The sequence below is a fragment of the Citrobacter sp. Cb004 genome (genome assembly GCF_030337065.1).
In the GTDB taxonomy this organism is placed as follows: Bacteria; Pseudomonadota; Gammaproteobacteria; order Enterobacterales; family Enterobacteriaceae; genus Citrobacter; species Citrobacter braakii.
This window is the reverse complement of the sequence record NZ_JAOWCH010000023.1, coordinates 24,254-43,198: the sequence shown is the minus strand read 5'-3', so window position 1 is coordinate 43,198 and position 18,945 is coordinate 24,254. Positions and strand designations below refer to the sequence as shown.

Annotated in this window: 16 protein-coding genes; 4 read left to right on the top strand and 12 right to left on the bottom strand. The window is 53.3% G+C overall.

What is annotated here, in order from left to right:
- Positions 1 to 85 precede the first annotated feature (85 nt).
- The gene (gene degS / locus OGV65_RS00315) at positions 86 to 1,153 is read left to right on the top strand and encodes an outer membrane-stress sensor serine endopeptidase DegS (RefSeq protein ID WP_286454481.1); all 1,068 of its coding nucleotides are present in this window, start codon (positions 86 to 88) and stop codon (positions 1,151 to 1,153) included.
- A 120-nt stretch (positions 1,154 to 1,273) separates the two neighbouring features.
- On the opposite strand, the gene mdh is transcribed toward degS, so the two are convergent.
- Positions 1,274 to 2,209 (bottom strand): malate dehydrogenase, encoded by a 936-nt coding sequence (mdh, locus tag OGV65_RS00310; RefSeq protein ID WP_008785953.1) that lies wholly within the window; start codon positions 2,207 to 2,209, stop codon positions 1,274 to 1,276.
- Between the two features lie 436 nt (positions 2,210 to 2,645).
- Between mdh and argR the strand changes: the two genes are divergently transcribed.
- Both argR and yhcN read left to right on the top strand, forming a co-directional pair.
- On the top strand, positions 2,646 to 3,116 hold the full coding sequence (argR, locus tag OGV65_RS00305; protein ID WP_003025162.1) for a transcriptional regulator ArgR: 471 nt from the start codon (positions 2,646 to 2,648) through the stop codon (positions 3,114 to 3,116).
- Positions 3,117 to 3,492: 376 nt separating this feature from the next.
- Positions 3,493 to 3,759 (top strand): peroxide/acid stress response protein YhcN, encoded by a 267-nt coding sequence (yhcN, locus tag OGV65_RS00300; protein ID WP_003025165.1) that lies wholly within the window; start codon positions 3,493 to 3,495, stop codon positions 3,757 to 3,759.
- A 56-nt stretch (positions 3,760 to 3,815) separates the two neighbouring features.
- On the opposite strand, the gene OGV65_RS00295 is transcribed toward yhcN, so the two are convergent.
- From OGV65_RS00295 to aaeX, 4 genes are all read right to left on the bottom strand, one after another.
- Positions 3,816 to 4,094: a barstar family protein gene (locus tag OGV65_RS00295; RefSeq protein ID WP_016154709.1), complete on the bottom strand. Its 279-nt coding sequence runs from the start codon at positions 4,092 to 4,094 to the stop codon at positions 3,816 to 3,818.
- A gap of 119 nt (positions 4,095 to 4,213) precedes the next feature.
- A complete protein-coding gene (aaeB, locus tag OGV65_RS00290; RefSeq protein WP_286454480.1) occupies positions 4,214 to 6,181 on the bottom strand; it encodes a p-hydroxybenzoic acid efflux pump subunit AaeB in 1,968 nt (655 codons plus the stop codon).
- A gap of 5 nt (positions 6,182 to 6,186) precedes the next feature.
- Positions 6,187 to 7,119, bottom strand: coding sequence for a p-hydroxybenzoic acid efflux pump subunit AaeA (aaeA, locus tag OGV65_RS00285; protein ID WP_016154711.1), 933 nt, complete (start codon positions 7,117 to 7,119; stop codon positions 6,187 to 6,189).
- Between the two features lie 7 nt (positions 7,120 to 7,126).
- Complete coding sequence (gene aaeX / locus OGV65_RS00280; protein ID WP_003025177.1) at positions 7,127 to 7,330, bottom strand: p-hydroxybenzoic acid efflux pump operon protein AaeX; 204 nt, start codon at positions 7,328 to 7,330, stop codon at positions 7,127 to 7,129.
- Positions 7,331 to 7,514: 184 nt separating this feature from the next.
- On the opposite strand from aaeX, the gene aaeR reads away from it, so the two are divergent.
- Positions 7,515 to 8,444 (top strand): HTH-type transcriptional activator AaeR, encoded by a 930-nt coding sequence (gene aaeR / locus OGV65_RS00275; protein WP_016157586.1) that lies wholly within the window; start codon positions 7,515 to 7,517, stop codon positions 8,442 to 8,444.
- Positions 8,445 to 8,538: 94 nt separating this feature from the next.
- Here aaeR and tldD read toward each other — a convergent pair whose 3' ends face one another.
- The 7 genes from tldD to mreB all read right to left on the bottom strand — a co-directional run bounded on the left by tldD (position 8,539) and on the right by mreB (position 18,727).
- Positions 8,539 to 9,984 (bottom strand): metalloprotease TldD, encoded by a 1,446-nt coding sequence (gene tldD / locus OGV65_RS00270; RefSeq protein ID WP_016154713.1) that lies wholly within the window; start codon positions 9,982 to 9,984, stop codon positions 8,539 to 8,541.
- Positions 9,985 to 10,132: 148 nt separating this feature from the next.
- Positions 10,133 to 13,933 carry an AsmA2 domain-containing protein YhdP gene (yhdP, locus tag OGV65_RS00265; RefSeq protein ID WP_286454479.1) on the bottom strand — a complete coding sequence of 1,267 codons (3,801 nt, stop codon included), beginning with the start codon at positions 13,931 to 13,933 and terminating at the stop codon, positions 10,133 to 10,135.
- A gap of 114 nt (positions 13,934 to 14,047) precedes the next feature.
- Positions 14,048 to 15,517, bottom strand: coding sequence for a ribonuclease G (gene rng, locus OGV65_RS00260; protein ID WP_003828822.1), 1,470 nt, complete (start codon positions 15,515 to 15,517; stop codon positions 14,048 to 14,050).
- Entirely contained in the window at positions 15,507 to 16,100 is a 594-nt protein-coding gene (locus tag OGV65_RS00255) for a Maf family protein (RefSeq protein WP_016157589.1), read from the bottom strand. Before OGV65_RS00255 ends, rng begins: the two co-directional genes overlap by 11 nt.
- Positions 16,101 to 16,107: 7 nt before the next feature.
- The gene (gene mreD / locus OGV65_RS00250) at positions 16,108 to 16,596 is read right to left on the bottom strand and encodes a rod shape-determining protein MreD (RefSeq protein ID WP_047499764.1); all 489 of its coding nucleotides are present in this window, start codon (positions 16,594 to 16,596) and stop codon (positions 16,108 to 16,110) included.
- Entirely contained in the window at positions 16,597 to 17,619 is a 1,023-nt protein-coding gene (mreC, locus tag OGV65_RS00245; protein ID WP_047499766.1) for a rod shape-determining protein MreC, read from the bottom strand.
- 64 nt (positions 17,620 to 17,683) lie between these two features.
- Positions 17,684 to 18,727, bottom strand: coding sequence for a rod shape-determining protein MreB (gene mreB, locus OGV65_RS00240; RefSeq protein ID WP_000913396.1), 1,044 nt, complete (start codon positions 18,725 to 18,727; stop codon positions 17,684 to 17,686).
- Positions 18,728 to 18,945: the final 218 nt, after the last annotated feature.

Sequence of the window (18,945 nt, the reverse complement as noted above, 5' to 3'; positions counted from 1 at the left end):
TGCAACCGGACATCAGCCCCCCGTGTGATGTCCGGTAAACTCGTGATATGCTGCTGCCGTTCCCTTTATTAATGACGCCGCCATCATGTTTGTGAAGCTTTTACGTTCGGTCGCGATTGGTTTAATCGTCGGCGCTATTCTGCTGGCCGCGATGCCCTCTCTGCGAAAAATAAATACGCTTACCGCGCCACAGTTCGACAGTGCAGATGAAACGCCCGCCAGCTATAACCCGGCGGTTCGCCGTGCAGCGCCTGCCGTCGTTAACGTTTATAACCGTAGTATGAACAGCACAGCACATAACCAGCTTGAGATCCGCACACTCGGCTCAGGCGTTATCATGGATCTGCGCGGCTATATCATTACCAATAAGCACGTCATTAATGATGCCGACCAAATCATCGTCGCGTTGCAGGATGGGCGTGTATTCGAAGCGCTGCTTGTGGGTTCTGATACGTTAACCGATCTTGCGGTGCTGAAAATCAACGCGACTGGCGGACTGCCGACAATTCCAATTAATAACAAACGCGTGCCGCACATCGGCGATGTCGTCCTCGCCATTGGTAACCCGTACAACCTTGGGCAAACCATCACTCAGGGGATTATCAGCGCCACCGGTCGTATTGGCCTGAACCCGACTGGACGGCAAAACTTCCTGCAAACGGATGCCTCCATCAACCACGGCAACTCCGGCGGCGCGTTGGTCAACTCGCAGGGCGAGTTAATGGGTATTAACACGCTGTCATTTGATAAGAGCAACGATGGCGAAACCCCGGAAGGGATCGGCTTTGCTATTCCGTTTCAGTTGGCAACCAAAATCATGGATAAGCTGATTCGTGACGGACGCGTGATTCGTGGCTACATCGGCATCAGCGGTCGCGAAATTGCGCCACTGCACGCCCAGGGCGGCGGGATGGATCAAATTCAGGGGATTGTAGTTAACGAAGTGGCCCCAGACGGTCCGGCAGCGCAGGCAGGAATTCAGGTTAACGATCTGATTATTTCGGTCAATAACAAACCGGCGGTATCTGCGCTGGAGACCATGGACCAGGTGGCAGAGATTCGCCCTGGTTCGGTTATCTCAGTTGTCGTGATGCGTGATGACAAGCAGTTGACGCTGCTGGTAACGATTCAGGAATACCCGGCTACAAACTAAATCACAAACGAAATGATGTAAAAAAACCGGAGATAGCTCCGGTTTTTTTATGCGTCAAATTCGCGATATTTGTAGGACGGATAAAGTGCTAAACACCGCCATCCGGCCTACATAAAGGCGTTATTTAACGAACTCTTCACCCAGGGTGATATCTTTCTTCAGCGTATCCAGCATACCTTCCAGTGAGCTCTGCTCAAATGCGCTCAGCTTGCCGATAGACTGGCGTTCTTCTACGCCGTTTTTACCCAACAGCAGCGGCTGAGAGAAGAAGCGAGCATACTGGCCGTCGCCTTCAACGTAAGCACATTCAACCACGCCTTTTTCGCCGCTCAGCGCGCGAACCAGTGACAGGCCGAAACGTGCTGCAGCCTGACCCATAGACAGGGTTGCAGATCCGCCACCGGCTTTAGCTTCCACAACTTCAGTACCCGCATTCTGGATACGTTTGGTCAGGTCAGCCGCTTCTTGCTCAGTGAAGCTCACGCCAGGGATTTGTGACAGCAGCGGGAGAATGGTCACGCCAGAGTGGCCGCCAATAACCGGGACTTCAACGTCACCAGGCTGCTTGCCTTTCAGTTCCGCAACAAAGGTGTTGGAGCGGATGATGTCCAGCGTGGTCACGCCAAACAGTTTGTTCTTATCGTATACGCCTGCTTTTTTCAGCACTTCTGCAGCGATAGCAACGGTCGTGTTCACCGGGTTGGTGATGATACCGATACATGCTTTCGGGCAGGTTTTAGCAACCTGCTGCACCAGGTTCTTCACGATACCGGCGTTAACGTTGAACAGGTCGGAACGATCCATACCCGGTTTACGTGCGACACCCGCAGAGATCAGTACCACATCAGCACCTTCCAGTGCAGGGGTAGCGTCTTCGCCGCTGAAGCCTTTGATTTTCACAGCAGTAGGGATATGGCTCAAATCAACGGCCACGCCAGGCGTTACTGGAGCGATGTCGTACAGGGAGAGTTCTGAACCTGAAGGCAGTTGGGTTTTTAACAGTAATGCTAGCGCCTGACCGATACCACCAGCAGCGCCGAGGACTGCAACTTTCATCCTAAACTCCTTATTATATTGATAAGCAAAGTGTCTATTGCTCCGCGGCGGCGACCTTAATTCACAAATCCAACGAATACAACAACCACGCGTCAAGAATGCGTAGTCACGCAAATTTGGCTTTTATGCATTTAACTTACGTAAAATAAAACCTAAGTTACGTAATTCAAAACCACCCGCACAGTAGAGCAACTTTCCAACAGGTGCTGACAATATACCCTACCCACCTCTCAAAACAACATCAATTTGATAACATTTAATTTACTTTTAACCTTATTTGCGAGCCGTGACACAGGCATGTTTCTTGATAACGAAATTTGATAAAATTCCGCTCTTTCATAACATTATTTCAGCCTTGAACAAGGCAGACTGTTTGCATAAAAATTCATCTGTATGCACAATAATGTTGTTTCTACCGCCATATTACGGGTGACTTATGCGAAGCTCGGCAAAACAAGAAGAATTAGTAAAGGCGTTTAAAGCGCTGCTTAAAGAAGAAAAGTTCAGCTCTCAGGGCGAAATCGTCCTCGCGTTGCAGGATCAGGGCTTTGATAATATCAATCAGTCCAAGGTTTCTCGCATGCTGACCAAGTTCGGCGCCGTGCGTACCCGCAATGCGAAAATGGAAATGGTGTACTGCCTGCCGGCAGAGTTAGGGGTACCTACAACATCCAGTCCACTGAAAAATCTGGTATTGGATATCGATTACAACGATGCAGTTGTGGTTATTCATACCAGCCCTGGTGCTGCTCAGTTGATTGCACGTCTGCTGGACTCATTAGGTAAAGCGGAAGGTATTCTGGGTACAATTGCCGGTGACGATACCATCTTCACCACCCCAGCTAAGGGTTTTACGGTAAAAGATTTGTACGAAGCCATTCTGGAACTGTTTGAACAAGAGCTGTAATACTTCCTCCCCGTCGCCTCGCGGCGGGGGAAAAACCTCTGTATCCACCCTCCTCCCTCTATTATCCACTGTCATTGATTTAACAAATGGTGCGTTTAACCGTCAAAAGTCATTCACATAGCGAATATGAAGAGTTAAAAACGCACATTTTGCAAAAATTCATATCTCAATGATTTAATTGAATTTATTATAAAATTGATGTTTAAAACCCTATTTTTAATTCTGTTTGGTTATAAAAAATATTTTTCTTAATACTTAACCCCCATGGAAACAATTAGCGTGGTATTAATTTATCGAGTGATTAGTGTATACTTGATTTTGTGATGAGGGTCACGAAACGCAGACCCCAATAAAAGAATTCGACGAGGTAAATATCATGAAAATCAAAACAACTATTGCAACCTTAAGCCTTCTTTCTGTTCTCTCTTTCGGTGCAAGCGCCGCAGTGACTCAGGTGAACTCACAAGAAGCACAGAACCTGCAATCCATGGGCAGCATCTCCGTATCTCAGATCGGTAGCTCACCAATGGACATGCGTCAGGCCATCGCCGCTAAAGCTGAAAAAGCGGGTGCCAGCAGCTATCGCGTCACTGAACTCCGTGAAGGCGCTCACTGGCACGCGACTGCAGAACTCTACAAATAAACCCTCGTCGTCTAGTCCGACGACTTGCCCCCGCCTGCCGGGGGCTTTTTTATGCCTTACATTGAGTGACGAACGTTAAAGCGCAGCTGTCCTTCCAGCTCTTCTTCCGCTTCATCGAACAGTAAAATCAGCGCGCCGTATCGCCTGCGTAACTTGTCCGGCAAATGAACAAATTCAATCTCCAGCGGCAGCGGTAAAACGTCCCCGATAACCACCTCCCACAGAGAATCTAAATCAACCACCTTTTCCCGGGCGAGACCGAACGCGCGCGTAAACTCACGGTAGAAATCCCCCTGGTCTTCTATCTCGTCAAAATCAAATGTATAGATGTTCATCTATAGCCACCATCCCGACGCCAGTCACTCTACAGACCATCAATATGCAGGAACCTCCTGCATTTTCAGGTAAGTATAGCCATAAAAAAACCGACGCCTTTAGCGTCGGTTTCCAACTCTTAATTACTGGTTAGCGCATGCTGGTATTTGTGCAGCATCCCGCTAAGTCGTTTTACCGGCTCGGTCACCTGCGGTGGCGCTTGCCAGATGATTAATTTCTCCTGATAAATCTCAAGCTCTTCCAGCAACTGGCTAAAGTAGCGTCGGCGCTTGTCGTCGTTGCCTGCGGAAATCACGTGATCCGCAGTGCGACGAAGCTGGCGATGGAACGTGGATAGATCCTCGTTTACCGGTATCGGCGCATCGCGCAGGCGCTGATGCGCAATGATCATCGTCAGCGCCAGGCGAAACTTCGCCAGGTCGCCGGGAAATTTGTTCATCAGCAAATACAGCTGCTGATAAAGCGCCGGGAGATGGTTTTCTTTACGACGTACCACGTTGGTGGTCATCGCTGAAACCGCCGCCGAAACAAACTGGTTGAGCAACACGCGACCCGTTCTGTCACGAGAGTTATCGCGCACCAACAGAATGACGATAAATGCCAGCACGCAGCCAACAATCTGCCCCAGCGCACTGTCAAGGAACTGGCTAAAGTGGAAGGTCATCGGGTTATCCAGCACGATGATATTAATAGTGCTGGCCAGCGCCCCCATTGATCCCAGCCGTCGTTTCTGTACCTCTATACCCAGAAAGAACCCCAGCACCGCCAGGCTCAGGCACAGTAACAACATGCTTTGTTGCGTATTGGGGATAATCACCAGGAAATAGAGCGCCCCGAGCGGTAACGCCGCCAACGTACCGTAAATAAAGTCTATCGCCACCATGCGCGGGTTGGGCAAACGCATTGCCAGCGAAGTGACAACCGCAATCATCACCATTGCGCCGCTGCCGGAGGTCCATCCGGTCCACAGCCAGAATAAAGTTCCCAGCACACAAGAAAGCGTGGTGCGCCAGAAGTTGACCATCGCATGATGGCGCTCGGCAGACTCCACCTTCACCACTGGCTCACCTTGCAGGATCTCTTCTTCCGTGGCGCTAATTTTGGTATTACTCAGTACACCGCGTTTGAGCAACAGGTAGCGCGTCGCGGCGCCTGCCCAACTATATATCGTGATCGGCGTTTCGCGTTCGCCGGTCCAGGCAATCACCCGCCGCATCCGCTTCAACTGTTTATGAACATCCTGCACCGTTTCAACCGGCATATTGAACAACTCGCGGAAGGTATCAGTGATCAGTTCGGGTCGAGTGTTCTGAATAAGATAGGTTTCACAGGACTGCGTGATGAGCGTGAGTGACAGCGTGTTCAATGCTTTGAGCCTGCGGTTAGCCCGCCCCCAGCGTGAGGACTCCATATTCAGGTTACTTCGCATGCCTTCCAGCGCCGCCGTACGCCGGACTAAATCGCCCCAGGCTTTGTCCACTTCTTCACTGTCACCATGCTTAATGCACAGCTGCATAAGCTGATACTGCGCCACCAGCAGGCTGTCCAGTTCGACATCAATCTCCTGTTTCACCGAACGGGGCGAAAAGAGCAGATCGGCCACAATAGCACAGACAATCCCCATCACTATTTCACTACAGCGTTCGAGCGCAAATTGCGGCGTCAGCAGCGGTTCAGCCTGGATGGTAATGACGATGATCAGCGCCGTATAGCCCGAAAGTCCCCAGGCATAGGAGTTTTCGATCTTCACAAGCGACGAGATCCAGGTACAAAAACCGGCCCAGATACAACACACCAGGATCATCAATAACGGGGCGCGGATCATGCTGATGATAATGATCAGTGCAGCAATACAGCCGATAAATGTCCCAACAATACGCAGCATGCCGCGATAGCGTATAGCACCAGAATAGGGCTCTCCGCCAGCGGCAAAGGCCGGGCCAGCCGCCACAATGGCGGCGGTCAGCACTGCCCAGCGCGGGGTCTCAAGTTGGAAGTGAAAGCCAACGAACAGCGCCAGTACAATCGCGCACGCCAGTTTTACCGCAAAGCGGATATGCTGGTTGGCAATAGAGAAAATGCCCATCACGATTAGCCAAACTCGCGCAGGCGGTGCGCCATTTTACGGAAGAAGGATTCCCGGCTTGCATCGCGATCCTGCTTGCCGGTAATGACGACGGTAGCCGTAGTCCCCGCAGGCCACAGGGTTCCCTGCTGCTCATCAAGACGAATTCGCACCGGTACACGCTGCGCCAGACGCACCCATTCAAGATTGGAATCAATGGTCGCCATACCCTTTGCGTCCCGCGTGCTGCTGGCATTCGTTACACCAGCCGCCACGCTATCAACGGTGCCCTTCAGCACATGATTACTGCCCAGCGGGGTGATCTCTGCGCGATACCCAGGGCGGACGCCTTCCAGCTTGGTTTCTTCCATATAGGCCAGCACATAAAAAGAATGCTGTTTGACCAACGCCACCGCCGTAGAGCCGCGAGTAATAAATTCGCCGCTGTAGACGTTCAGGTTAGTCACCCAGCCATCTGCTGGCGCGCGAATGACGGTACGTTCCAGATCTAATTTCGCCAGGTCGCGGGTCGCCTGCGCCTTCGCAAGCTGGTGTAATACGGTTTGCAGGACATTGTTTGACTGGTCGATCTCTTCACGAGACATAGCCTGCACGCCCAGCCGATTACGACGGCTGGCCTCCTGGCGTTTTTCCTGTGATAACACCTGATAGTAGGCGACGTCTGCTTCCGCTTCTTCGAGCGCTTTTTTATAGCGCGGCTGATCGATGGTAAACAGGACCTGGTCTTTCTTCACCAGTTGATTATCATGAACGTTGACGTTAGTGATAAGCCCGGCGACATCCGGGGCTATTGCCACAACGTCGGCGCTGAAGCGCGCATCACGCGTCCACGGCGACTCGGTGTAGAACACCCATGCGCGGAAAATGGCGATGAAGGCCAGAATGACCAGTACGAGAGTCGTGGCCGTACGGGAGAGTTTTCTTGTTAGTGTTTTCACTTCAACCTCAAACGAACAGGCGCGTTATTAAATAGAACAGGCAGCAATACAGCGCGGTGTTAAACAGAGCCGGGTGCCAGACAAAATCATAGATGCCAGTTGGAACCAGTACCCGGCGCACCAGCCAGAAAATCGCCAGTGACAAAAGTAATTCGAAAAAAATCGGTGGGAAGGACAGACCAAACACCACGATAACGGGAAACAGACTCATGTTGACCTTGGTAGCTTAAGAGAGTGCAGGTGATAGATTTTCTAGCGTATGTCACCGCAGAGAAGGGCAAGGATGAGCCAGGCGAGAGCGACATAGCTGTTATTTGAATAATAATATATTAACGTAACTGTTATGCTGTTATCTATATTATGTGATCTAAATCACTTTTAAGTCAGAGTGAACAATGGAACGATTAAAACGTATGTCGGTGTTTGCCAAAGTTGTCGAACTGGGCTCCTTCACCGCCGCCGCAAGACAGCTACAAATGAGCGTTTCATCGATAAGCCAGACGGTCTCTAAACTGGAAGATGAGCTACAGGTCAAGCTGCTAAACCGCAGCACACGCAGCATTGGGCTAACCGAAGCCGGTAAAATTTATTATCAGGGTTGCCGCCGGATGCTGCACGAAGCACAGGATGTTCACGAACAGCTTTATGCCTTTAACAACACGCCCATCGGCACCTTGCGCATTGGCTGTTCTTCAACCATGGCACAAAATGTCCTCGCCGGGTTGACCGCAACGATGCTGAAAGAGTATCCAGGATTGACGGTAAATCTGGTAACAGGCATCCCGGCACCGGATTTAATCGCCGACGGTCTGGACGTGGTTATTCGCGTCGGCGCGTTGCAGGACTCCAGCCTGTTTTCACGTCGCCTGGGAACCATGCCGATGGTGGTCTGCGCCGCTAAAAGCTATCTCGCGCAGTTTGGCGTGCCGGAAAAACCCGCCGATCTCAGTAACCACTCGTGGCTGGAATACAGCGTGCGCCCGGATAATGAATTCGAACTTATCGCTCCGGAGGGGATCTCTACCCGCCTGATCCCAGAAGGGCGCTTCGTGACTAACGATCCGATGACGCTGGTGCGCTGGCTGGCCGCAGGCGCGGGTATTGCCTATGTGCCGCTGATGTGGGTGATCAATGAGATCAATCGTGGCGAAGTGGAGATCCTGCTGCCCCGCTACCAGTCGGATCCACGTCCGGTCTATGCACTGTATACCGAAAAAGACAAACTACCGCTCAAGGTCCAGGTGGTGATTAACTATCTGACGGATTATTTTGTCGATGTGGCGCAGCTGTTTCAGGGGATGTACGGCCGGGGCAAAGAGAAATAAAAAAGCCCGGTAGCGCTTTGCTTACCGGGCCTACATTCAGTGCCAGCGCACATTCCAGGCCGGATACGCTGAGCGCTATCCGGCGACCGGGTCGTTACGCGGTGCCACCTACGGTCAAGTTATCCACCTTCAGCGTCGGCTGGCCCACGCCCACCGGCAAGCTCTGTCCTTCTTTACCGCAAACGCCAACCCCGTTATCCAGTTTCAGGTCGTTACCCACCATCGAAATCTGCTGCATCGCTTCGATACCGGAGCCAATCAGCGTTGCGCCTTTCACCGGTTTGGTCACTTTACCGTTTTCAATCAGGTACGCTTCGGATGTCGAGAATACAAATTTCCCGGAGGTGATATCCACCTGACCGCCGCCAAAGTTAGGCGCATAAATACCGTATTCAACGGATTCGATGATTTCCTGCGGCGTGGATTTCCCCGGCAGCATATAGGTGTTGGTCATACGCGGCATCGGCAGGTGCGCGTAAGATTCACGGCGACCGTTACCCGTTGGCGCTACGCCCATCAGGCGCGCATTCAGTTTGTCCTGCATGTAGCCTTTCAGAATGCCGTTTTCGATCAGCACGTTGTACTGACCCGGTGTCCCTTCGTCATCGATAGCCACGGAACCACGACGGTCCGCCATTGTGCCATCATCCACAACGGTACACAGTTCTGACGCCACCAGCTCACCCATGTGACCGCTGAATACCGAGGTGCCACGGCGGTTAAAATCACCTTCCAGACCATGACCGACCGCTTCATGCAGCAGAACGCCAGGCCAGCCAGCCCCGAGTACTACCGGCAGCGTACCAGCAGGCGCTGCTACCGCGGACAGATTGACTAACGCCATGCGTACGGCCTCTTTCGCCCACGCGTCGGCACGGACTTCACCATCAAGGTCGCCAAGGAAATAGTCATAGCCAAAACGACCGCCGCCACCGCTGGCGCCGCGCTCACGCTTACCGTCCTCTTCGACCTGTACGCTTACGGACAAACGTACCAGCGGGCGGACGTCAGCGGCCAGCGTACCATCAGTCGCGGCCACCAGGATCAGTTCATAAACACCGGTCAGGCTGGCGGTCACTTCCTGGACGCGTTTGTCGGCGGCACGGGCCACGTTGTCTACGCGGCGCAGGATATCGAGTTTTTCTTCACGGCTCATGCTCTGCAACGGATCAACCGAGGTGTAAAGCGCCTGATGCTCCACGGCCCCCAGCGTTTTTACTTTGCCGTCACCGTTGTCACGCACGATAGTACGCGCGGCATGAGCGCTTTGTTCCAGCGCCAACAGGCTAATCTGGTCTGCATAGGCAAACCCTGTTTTCTCGCCGCTGATGGCGCGCACGCCAACGCCCTGATCGATATTGTAAGAACCATCTTTAATGATGCGGTCTTCTAAAACCCAGGATTCGTGATAGCTCGACTGAAAATAGAGATCGCCGTAATCAAGACGGCGTTCGGCCAGTTGGCCCAGGATGGCAAACAGATCCTGATGTTTCAGGCCATTTGCCGCTAGCAATTGTTCACTTACCAGGTTCAGACTCATCGTTTTGATTACTCATTTAATTCTGCCGGATAGCGGAAAAAACACCTTATCCGGCCTACGTTGTTAGGCTGCTGTAGGGCCGGATAAGCGCTGCGCCATCCGGCAATACTATGTACTGAGATTGGGGCAATTACTCGCCCCCGTCAAATCATTGCTGGCTTTCTTTGCGCGGCTGACGCAGAACTTCGTTAATTTGCGGCTTATCGACCGGACCGGTGATGCGATAGCGCAGAATCGAGACTTTGCTCCACAGCGGCCCCAGCACCTTACTGGCGGCAAACACCGCCGCACCAACAATCGGGTTGACGGCAAACGCGGCGGCAACCCCTACGGTGGCAGAAATTTCTGGTGCAACGATGGCTTCCATGTCCAGATCCCGGCGTACCAGGTTCACTGAACCTTTCATCGCAATGTCGGCTTCCAGACCGTCCACCAGCGTGTCGTCGGTATGCATCACGCCATCTTTGATCCACGCCGTGCTGCGAATCGAGTCGAAATAGAAGCCTTCGCTGAAGGTGTCGCTAAAATCAAAGCGCAGTTTACGCAGTAACGCATCGAAGCTTAGCAGACGTAACAGTTGCCCCGCATGTCCGGTACTGAGTTCGGTAAGTTCGCCTTTGCCCAGCCGGGTACGCAAAATACCATTCAGCGAGGCTACATCAGGATCCCACGGCGGATTACGCCAATGCAGATCATACTCCACGTTGAATGAAGAATTGCGGATCGGCGTTGATACGCCAAAGAAACCGGCTGCGGAGTCAATTTTATTGCCGCTCAGTTTACCCTTCAGCGACGTTCGCTCCTTGCCCGGCGCATTCACCCACACGCCGTCGGTGGTCAGTCTGGCAAAACCCGTATCCAACAGACCGTTACTCAAGGTGAGCGTGTCGCCTTTAATCGCTACATCGGCGTCAATGCGCCCGTATTTCTGTCCCCACATCCAGCACTCGGCACAGCGCAGCTGAAGGTCCGGCCAGCCACGGAAGCTGACGTTGTCGATGGCTGAGAACGGCGAGGCTGGCGTACTATTTTGTGACGGTTTTGCCGCGCTTGGGTTGTAATAAAGATACTTAATATTGGCCAGCCACGGCGCATTATTGCGCATAGCCAGCGTGGCGTTAATTTCACGGCCCTGCGCCTGCACGGTAGAGCCATTGCTCGCAGGCTCAGAAACGATACTCAAATTATTCCACTGTTGACCGCCCAGGGATAACGATGGCGTACGCACCGTGATGCGCTGCGGGAAGTTAGCGTTGCTGCCCACGTTATCCACAGCGCCTTTCTGGAATAACGCCAGCCATTGCGCGCCATCCATAGGGGGAAGATTAAGCTCTATGCCTTGTTGATCGGGTAACGCTGGCACGGTGCGGCTTTCCGACGCCCAGATTGCGCGGTCAAGCGTCAGTTTCTGATTCAGCAGCCAGCGGCTATTAAAATGATTCTTGCTGCCAGCGTTGCCGGTCAGATCAAAGCTGCGCAGATTGCCGTTGGCCTTAACGTTCACCGGCAACGCCTCACCGGCCGCCTTATTCAGCGGAGAAGGTAAGTGACTACTTACATTCTTGAGGTCGCCCTTTAACTCAACGTTGTAGGTCGGCCCGGCATGATACGGAAGATCGATTCCTACCTTGCCATTCCACGCTATGCTGCCATTCAACGCGTCGTTGACCTGCGTCGGTAAAATCCCCATGCGGCTTGGCTGCCAGTCACCTTGCAGATTCACGGCTACCTGATAGGCTTTCGCCCCTTCGGTCGTGGAAAAGTCGACGTTCAGCGGCTGATTAAACCAGTTCGCGGTCATCGGCTCGCTCTTCAGATCGCCGTTGATAAAGCTGAATTTACCATTCAAATTCTTCAGCGTGCTGTCGAGCGGTTTAATAAACAGGCTGTTATCACGCAGGTTGACGTCACCTTTGGCAGTAACCAGCGAGCCGTCTAGCGGAATATCAAGATGTAAGCGAGCATTCACATCGCCGTCAATCTGCAACTGCTCAAGCGTAGCGCCGAGTGAATCCTTCAATGGCGTCTCATCAAAATAAGGTCCAACCGCCTTGCCCGGCCCGTTGATGTCGGCATCAATCAGCAGTTTTTCTTTTGCATAGTCGGGGATGTTAGCCGTCAGATTACTGGCCTTCACACCGCCCAGATTAACGCTATCGGTCTTCATCCACAGGCCGTCGTTAATGAAGTTCAGTTCAATATTAAGGTCAGTCAGCGCGGGCCAGTCGGGCTGGAAAGCAAACTTCGCATTGCGAAGCGGCACCAGTACCTGGAACTGCCCTTCATTGTGTAGATACGGGAACAGATGCGGGTCGCCGCCATACACCAACGTGGCGTTATCCGCTTCGCCGCCCTGAATAGCGCCGCTGAGGTAATCAACAAGCTCTTTGCCCATCAGGTTTTCCGGGAAGTAACGCCAGGCCTGAGAGCCATCGTCGGTGCTGATACCTGCCAGAATGCCCAACCATGGCTCATCATTGGCGGGCTGCAGATAGCGAAAACCACCGCGTGCGCGTACCGCTTTCGCTTTAACATCAATATTGCGCCCATCTAACTGGAAACCTTTATCATTCTTCAGCCAGCTTAGCGTCGCTACGCCGTCCTCTATTTCCAGCGGTGCGCGAAAGACGGTTTCATACGGCATTTTAGCTTGCTTCATGGAAGCAGTGAGCGCCCCGTTTTCAACGCTGCCCGCAAGCGTACCGGAGAAATGCTCTGCCCCTGGCAGCAGCTTCCACTGTTTCCAGGCCAGATTGGTCCACGAGGACTGGAAGCGGGTTTTTTCTGTTGCCTGTAACGGGATATCCAGCGCCAGCACATCTATTTTGCCGCTCGGCTGCGTAGCCCGCCAGATATCACCCAGCGCAGGCGATAACTTGGCCGCCATCGGACGCAGCCCTTCTAACCCGGCCAGCTCCAGATTGCTGGCGCGGATGCGTAGCTCGTCGCTGCGTTTGTTATTCTCGCCGCCGACTTCCTGTTCAGGGATCCAGGCCAGCGCTAACGCCCCGCTTGGCCAGGGTTTATCATCCATCGTGATACGGGTATCGGGAATGGAGAATTGCCAGCCCGACTGTTCGCGGCTGATGTGCGCCGTCAGGTTATCGACGGAGAGCGTGTGCGTACGACTCTCTCCCAGCCAACTTGCCCCACCTTTTTTCAGCCAGACATCGCCGCCGGAAACGACACCTTTTCTGATCGTCATCCATGCTTCCAGGCTAAAACGCGCGGTTTGCAACGCGACATTATCCTGCATCCATTTACCCAGCCACGGCTTGACGTCGATATCGTCGGCCTGCAGCCAGACCCGACCGTTATTCAACAGCCCGTTGTCATCACGCAGATCCATTCGCACCTGCATAACACCGTGCTGCCCGGTCAGACTGGAGAGACTGACCTGACCTTCAGCGCGATGTCGGTTTTTACCGTTAAGCCAGGTAAGCTGTGGGATCGCCAGTTCTGCACGCTGGCCTGAGAGGGTTAAAAAGCTAATCTGGCTGTCGCGTAGATCGAAATGATCAAACTGACGCAGGAAGAGATCGCTCAGGTGGCCGGCTTCAATTCCATCACCGCTTTCGCTGCGCTGGATGGGGGTGTTGGTACGCAGCTGCAACTGCCAGAAGGTGAGATCGCGAAACTGCCAGCGCATGTGCAGCAAGCTTTGCCAGACATCCAGCGCTAATGTAACGCGCTTTACCGAAAATTCACCGCCATCTTTAAGCTGCGCGTGGATATCACGCGCTTCAAGAGTAGGGCCGAAATTTTGCCAGCTAGCGGAAAGTTGGCTGGCGGAGACGGGCAGACCGGTGGCGGATTCAATCTTGCCAAGGATGGCCGGACGCCAGCTATCAAGATGAGGCAGCGCAAGGCGCAGCCCACTGACCAGCAGCGCTGCGATGACAACGAATGCGGCTCCAGTGAGCAGTAATATCCCCGGCAATCGCCTCACGCGCCTCTCCTTGTCTACCAAAAAATGTGACTCACAAAACCGTCTTGCCGGATGGCGGCGTGAACGCCTTCTCCGGCCTGCAAGGTATCGCCATTGGGCGTTTACCAGGCCAGATTACATCATGACAACGTCGAACTGCTCCTGGTTATACAGCGGTTCGACTTGTACTTTAACCTGTTTGCCGACAAAGATTTCCACTTCTGCCAACGCATGTGACTCTTCACCCTTCAGGGTTTCAGCCACTGCCGGAGATGCATAAACCAGGAAACGATCGGAGTCATATGCATGGTGTACCCGCACGATTTCGCGCATGATTTCATAGCATACAGTTTCCACGGTTTTCACCGTACCGCGCCCATGACAGGTCGGACACTCGTTGCACAACACATGCTCCACGCTTTCACGCGTGCGTTTGCGCGTCATCTCCACCAGGCCCAGCTGTGAAAAACCGTTGATGCTGGTTTTTACGCGATCCTTGCTCAGCGCCTGTTCCAGAGAGTGCAGTACCCGTCGACGGTGGTCTTCATTATTCATGTCGATAAAATCGATAATGATAATGCCGCCGAGGTTACGCAGACGCAGCTGACGAGCAATGGCCTGCGTTGCTTCAATATTAGTATTAAAGATAGTGTCGTCGAGATTACGATGCCCAACAAACGCTCCGGTATTGATATCGACGGTGGTCATTGCTTCAGTTTGATCGATGATCAGATAGCCGCCGGATTTCAGTTCAACCTTGCGTTCCAGCGCGCGCTGGATTTCATTCTCAACGTCAAAGAGATCAAAAATGGGCTGGCGCCCGCTGTAATGTTCCAGCTTGCTGGTCATTTCGGGGATATATTCCGCTGTGAACTCCAGCAACGCTTCATAAGTCAGACGAGAGTCAACGCGGATCCGGTCAAGCTGGGCATCGGCAAAATCACGCAACACGCGCTGCGCCAGCGCCAGTTCGCCGTACATCTGGTAGCGCGTTTGCGGGCGCTTTTTACGCTCCATGACTTTAGTCCAGACGCGCTTCAGGTAGGCAGCATCCGAGGCCAGATCCTCCTCGCAGACGCCTTCCGCCGCTGTGCGAATGATGAATCCGCCCTGTTCATCGCAGTAATCCGCCACCACTTTTTTCAGGCGTTCGCGTTCAGTTTCGCTTTCGATACGTTGAGAAACGCCAACGTGCGAAGCACCCGGCATAAAGACGAGGTAACGGGAAGGAAGCGTGATGTCCGTCGTCAGGCGTGCGCCCTTCGTACCCAACGGATCTTTTACCACCTGCACCATCAGATCCTGGCCCTGGCGCACCAGTTCAGAAATGTCGCGCACGGTGAACTGTTTTTGTTCTTCACCCGCCACGCATTCGGTGTGCGGCATGATGTCTGAAGCGTGAAGAAATGCGGCTTTATCCAGTCCAATATCTACAAAAGCCGCCTGCATACCCGGAAGTACACGACTTACACGACCTTTGTAGATATTGCCTACGATTCCGCGTCGCGCCTCACGTTCAATATGAATTTCCTGCAGAATACCGCCATCAATGTAAGCCACCCGAGTTTCCGATGGCGTTACGTTTACCAACAATTCAGCCGTCATGTTTATCCCTTTTCTCACGCAGTGCGTTAAAATTGGTCAGCAACTCATACGTTTCTACCAGCGGTAAGCCGACTACGGCGTGATAGCTGCCATTGATCTTCCTGACAAAACAGCCACCCAACCCTTGAATACCGTATGCACCTGCTTTATCCATTGGTTCACCGCTGGCAACATAGCCCGCGATGTCCTCATCGGTTAGTGCTCTGAACGTCACTTCCGTCACCACCAGACAGTCCAGACTGTGCCGGCGGTCGGCCAATGCCACGGCGGTCATGACCTGATGCGTTTTGCCCGACAGTTTGCGCAGCATTACTGCGGCATGGGCGGCGTCGTGTGGTTTTTCCAGCACTTCGCCATTAAGGATAACAATGGTATCTGCACCCAATACAGGCAAATCACGCTGCGCCAGCGCCACGCCAGCCTGCGCTTTTTCGCGTGCCAGACGCGAAACATACTGCTGTGCGCTCTCCTGCGGGTGTCGCTGTTCTTCAATCCCAGGCACCAGCCGTTCAAAGGTAACACCAAGCTGAGCGAGCAGCTCCTGACGACGTGGAGAACCTGAAGCAAGATACAGAGTATTCATATCAACCTTATTGCACCGCAAACTGCTGACGGACTTTACGCATCAGTAAGAATAGCCATGGCCAAAGCACACCATTCACTACACTACTCCAGAACACTTCGGGTCTGAAAGAGACATTGATCACTAAAAACTCGGCCCAGAAAACAATAATATCCACGACCAGTGATAACAACATGACCACCAGCGCCTGTTGCCAGAGCGCGAGGTTACGGAATAGCTGGAATTTCAGCGCGACCAGATAAGCAATGATACTCATCGACAATGCGCGCACGCCAAGCGTGGAGCCGCTGATGAGATCCAGTATGGCACCCACCACAAACCCCGTGCCCACATTTACGCGATGCGGCAGCGCCAGGATCCAGTACAACAAGATGAGCAGTACCCAGTTTGGCCGGAAAACCAGAATATCGTCCGGCCAGGGCATGATTTGCAGCAACAGTGCAATAAGGAACGAGAGCCAAATCACCCAACGTCCCTGGCTACGATAGCTTGCCACTTACTGTCCTCCCGGCTTACGCGGAGCAGGTTGTGGCGGCGTGGTGTCCGCAGGCGCTGGAGTCACGCCTGTTGCGGGAGCTGGCACTGGCGCAGGCGGCCCCATGGCATCTGGTGCAGGCAGAACTTGCGGCATCATTTGCATCAGACGTTCATTGGCAACGCGGTGCACTTCCTCTGGCGTCATCGGATTTGCGCCGTTACGATCGGCGCCCCACAACAGCAGCAGATAACGCAGACGCTGCAGACCTGCGGTCGGGCGTGCCTGAATCACGGTATAAGCGCGCTGAGTGTCCAGCTTAACGGAAGAAACAACACCAACCGGATAGCCTTCAGGGAAACGTCCCCCCAGACCCGAGGTAACCAGCACATCGCCAACGCGAATGTCGGTGTTGGCCGGCAGGTGTTCGAGCTGAAGATCGTCGGTGCAGCCGTTACCGGCAGCGATCACGCGGATATCGTTACGCAGTACCTGAATGGGCAGAGCATGCGTCGCATCGCAAATCAGCAGCACGCGGCTGGTCAGTTTAGCCACCGCTACGACCTGACCCACAACGCCTTTGTCGCTAATAACCGGCTGACCTTCGTAGACCCCGTTAACGCTCCCTTTGTCGATCACCACCTGATCGCTGTAAGGGTCATTAACCGTCGAGATGACCTGCGTCACCATCTTTTGTTCGTCCTGACGCAGCGGCGATCCCAGCAGCTCACGCAAACGCGCGTTCTCCTGTTTATATTGCCCCAGCATCAGCAGCTCGCTGTTTTTCAGCAGCAGTTCCTGACGCAACGCCCGATTTTCAAGTTCGAGTTGGTCACGCGAAGCCAGCGTTTGCGAAACGCCGTCGAGTAATTCACGAGGACCATTTGAGATAAAGTAGAAAGGACTGACGGCGGTATCCATGTACGTTCGGATTTGACTAAACGTACCCAGGCGGCTGTCGGCAATAATAACGCCGAGCGCCACCAGCACCGCCAGAATAAGGCGAATCTGTAGCGACGGGCCACGGCTAAAAATTGGCTTCATAGTCTATGCGTATTCTCGTATCAGAGCGGAAGGGCAACCCGCGGGCTACCCTACCTGCATCCGATTACTCTTCGCTGAACAGGTCGCCGCCGTGCATATCGATCATTTCCAGCGCCTTGCCGCCACCGCGCGCCACGCAGGTCAGCGGATCTTCAGCAACAACAACTGGAATACCGGTTTCTTCCATTAACAGACGGTCAAGGTTACGCAGCAGAGCACCGCCACCGGTCAGTACCATGCCGCGTTCGGAGATGTCAGACGCCAGTTCTGGCGGACACTGTTCCAGTGCAACCATCACCGCGCTCACGATACCGGTCAGCGGTTCCTGCAGGGCTTCCAGAATCTCGTTGGAGTTCAGGGTAAAGCCGCGTGGAACACCTTCTGCCAGGTTACGGCCGCGAACTTCGATCTCGCGCACTTCGTCGCCCGGATAAGCGGAACCGATTTCGTGTTTAATACGTTCTGCGGTGGCTTCACCAATCAGAGAACCGTAGTTACGACGAACATAATTAATGATGGCTTCGTCGAAGCGGTCGCCGCCAATACGTACAGAAGAGGAGTAAACCACGCCGTTCAGGGAGATAACGGCAACTTCAGTTGTACCACCACCGATATCCACAACCATAGAACCGGTTGCTTCAGAAACTGGCAGACCCGCCCCGATCGCAGCCGCCATCGGCTCTTCGATCAGGAATACTTCACGGGCACCTGCGCCCTGGGCGGATTCACGGATCGCGCGGCGTTCAACCTGAGTTGCTCCAACCGGTACACATACCAGTACGCGCGGGCTTGGGCGCATGAAGCTATTGCTGTGCACTTGTTTGATAAAGTGCTGGAGCATTTTTTCAGTCACGAAGAAGTCAGCGATAACGCCGTCTTTCATTGGGCGAATGGCGGCGATATTGCCCGGTGTACGACCCAGCATCTGCTTCGCGTCATGGCCCACTGCGGCTACGCTTTTTGGCGAGCCGGCACGATCCTGACGAATGGCCACAACAGAAGGCTCATTCAATACGATGCCTTGTCCTTTTACATAAATAAGGGTATTCGCGGTACCCAGGTCAATGGACAGGTCATTGGAAAACATGCCACGAAATTTTTTCAACATACTAAGGGATAATCCTGAAAGCTGGGGCGGAAAACAAAATCCGCTTACTTTACCAACCACACGCAGCAGCGACAAGGCGCAAAAATCATCTGCTACGGTGAAAATTAGTGCAGTTCGTTTCCTTTGTTACAAAATCGGCCTGAGTCCATCAGGGCTGAATAAATCAGCAGCACTCCTCGCTTTTGTTTGCAACCTGTCAAAGGTCATTCACCTGCATG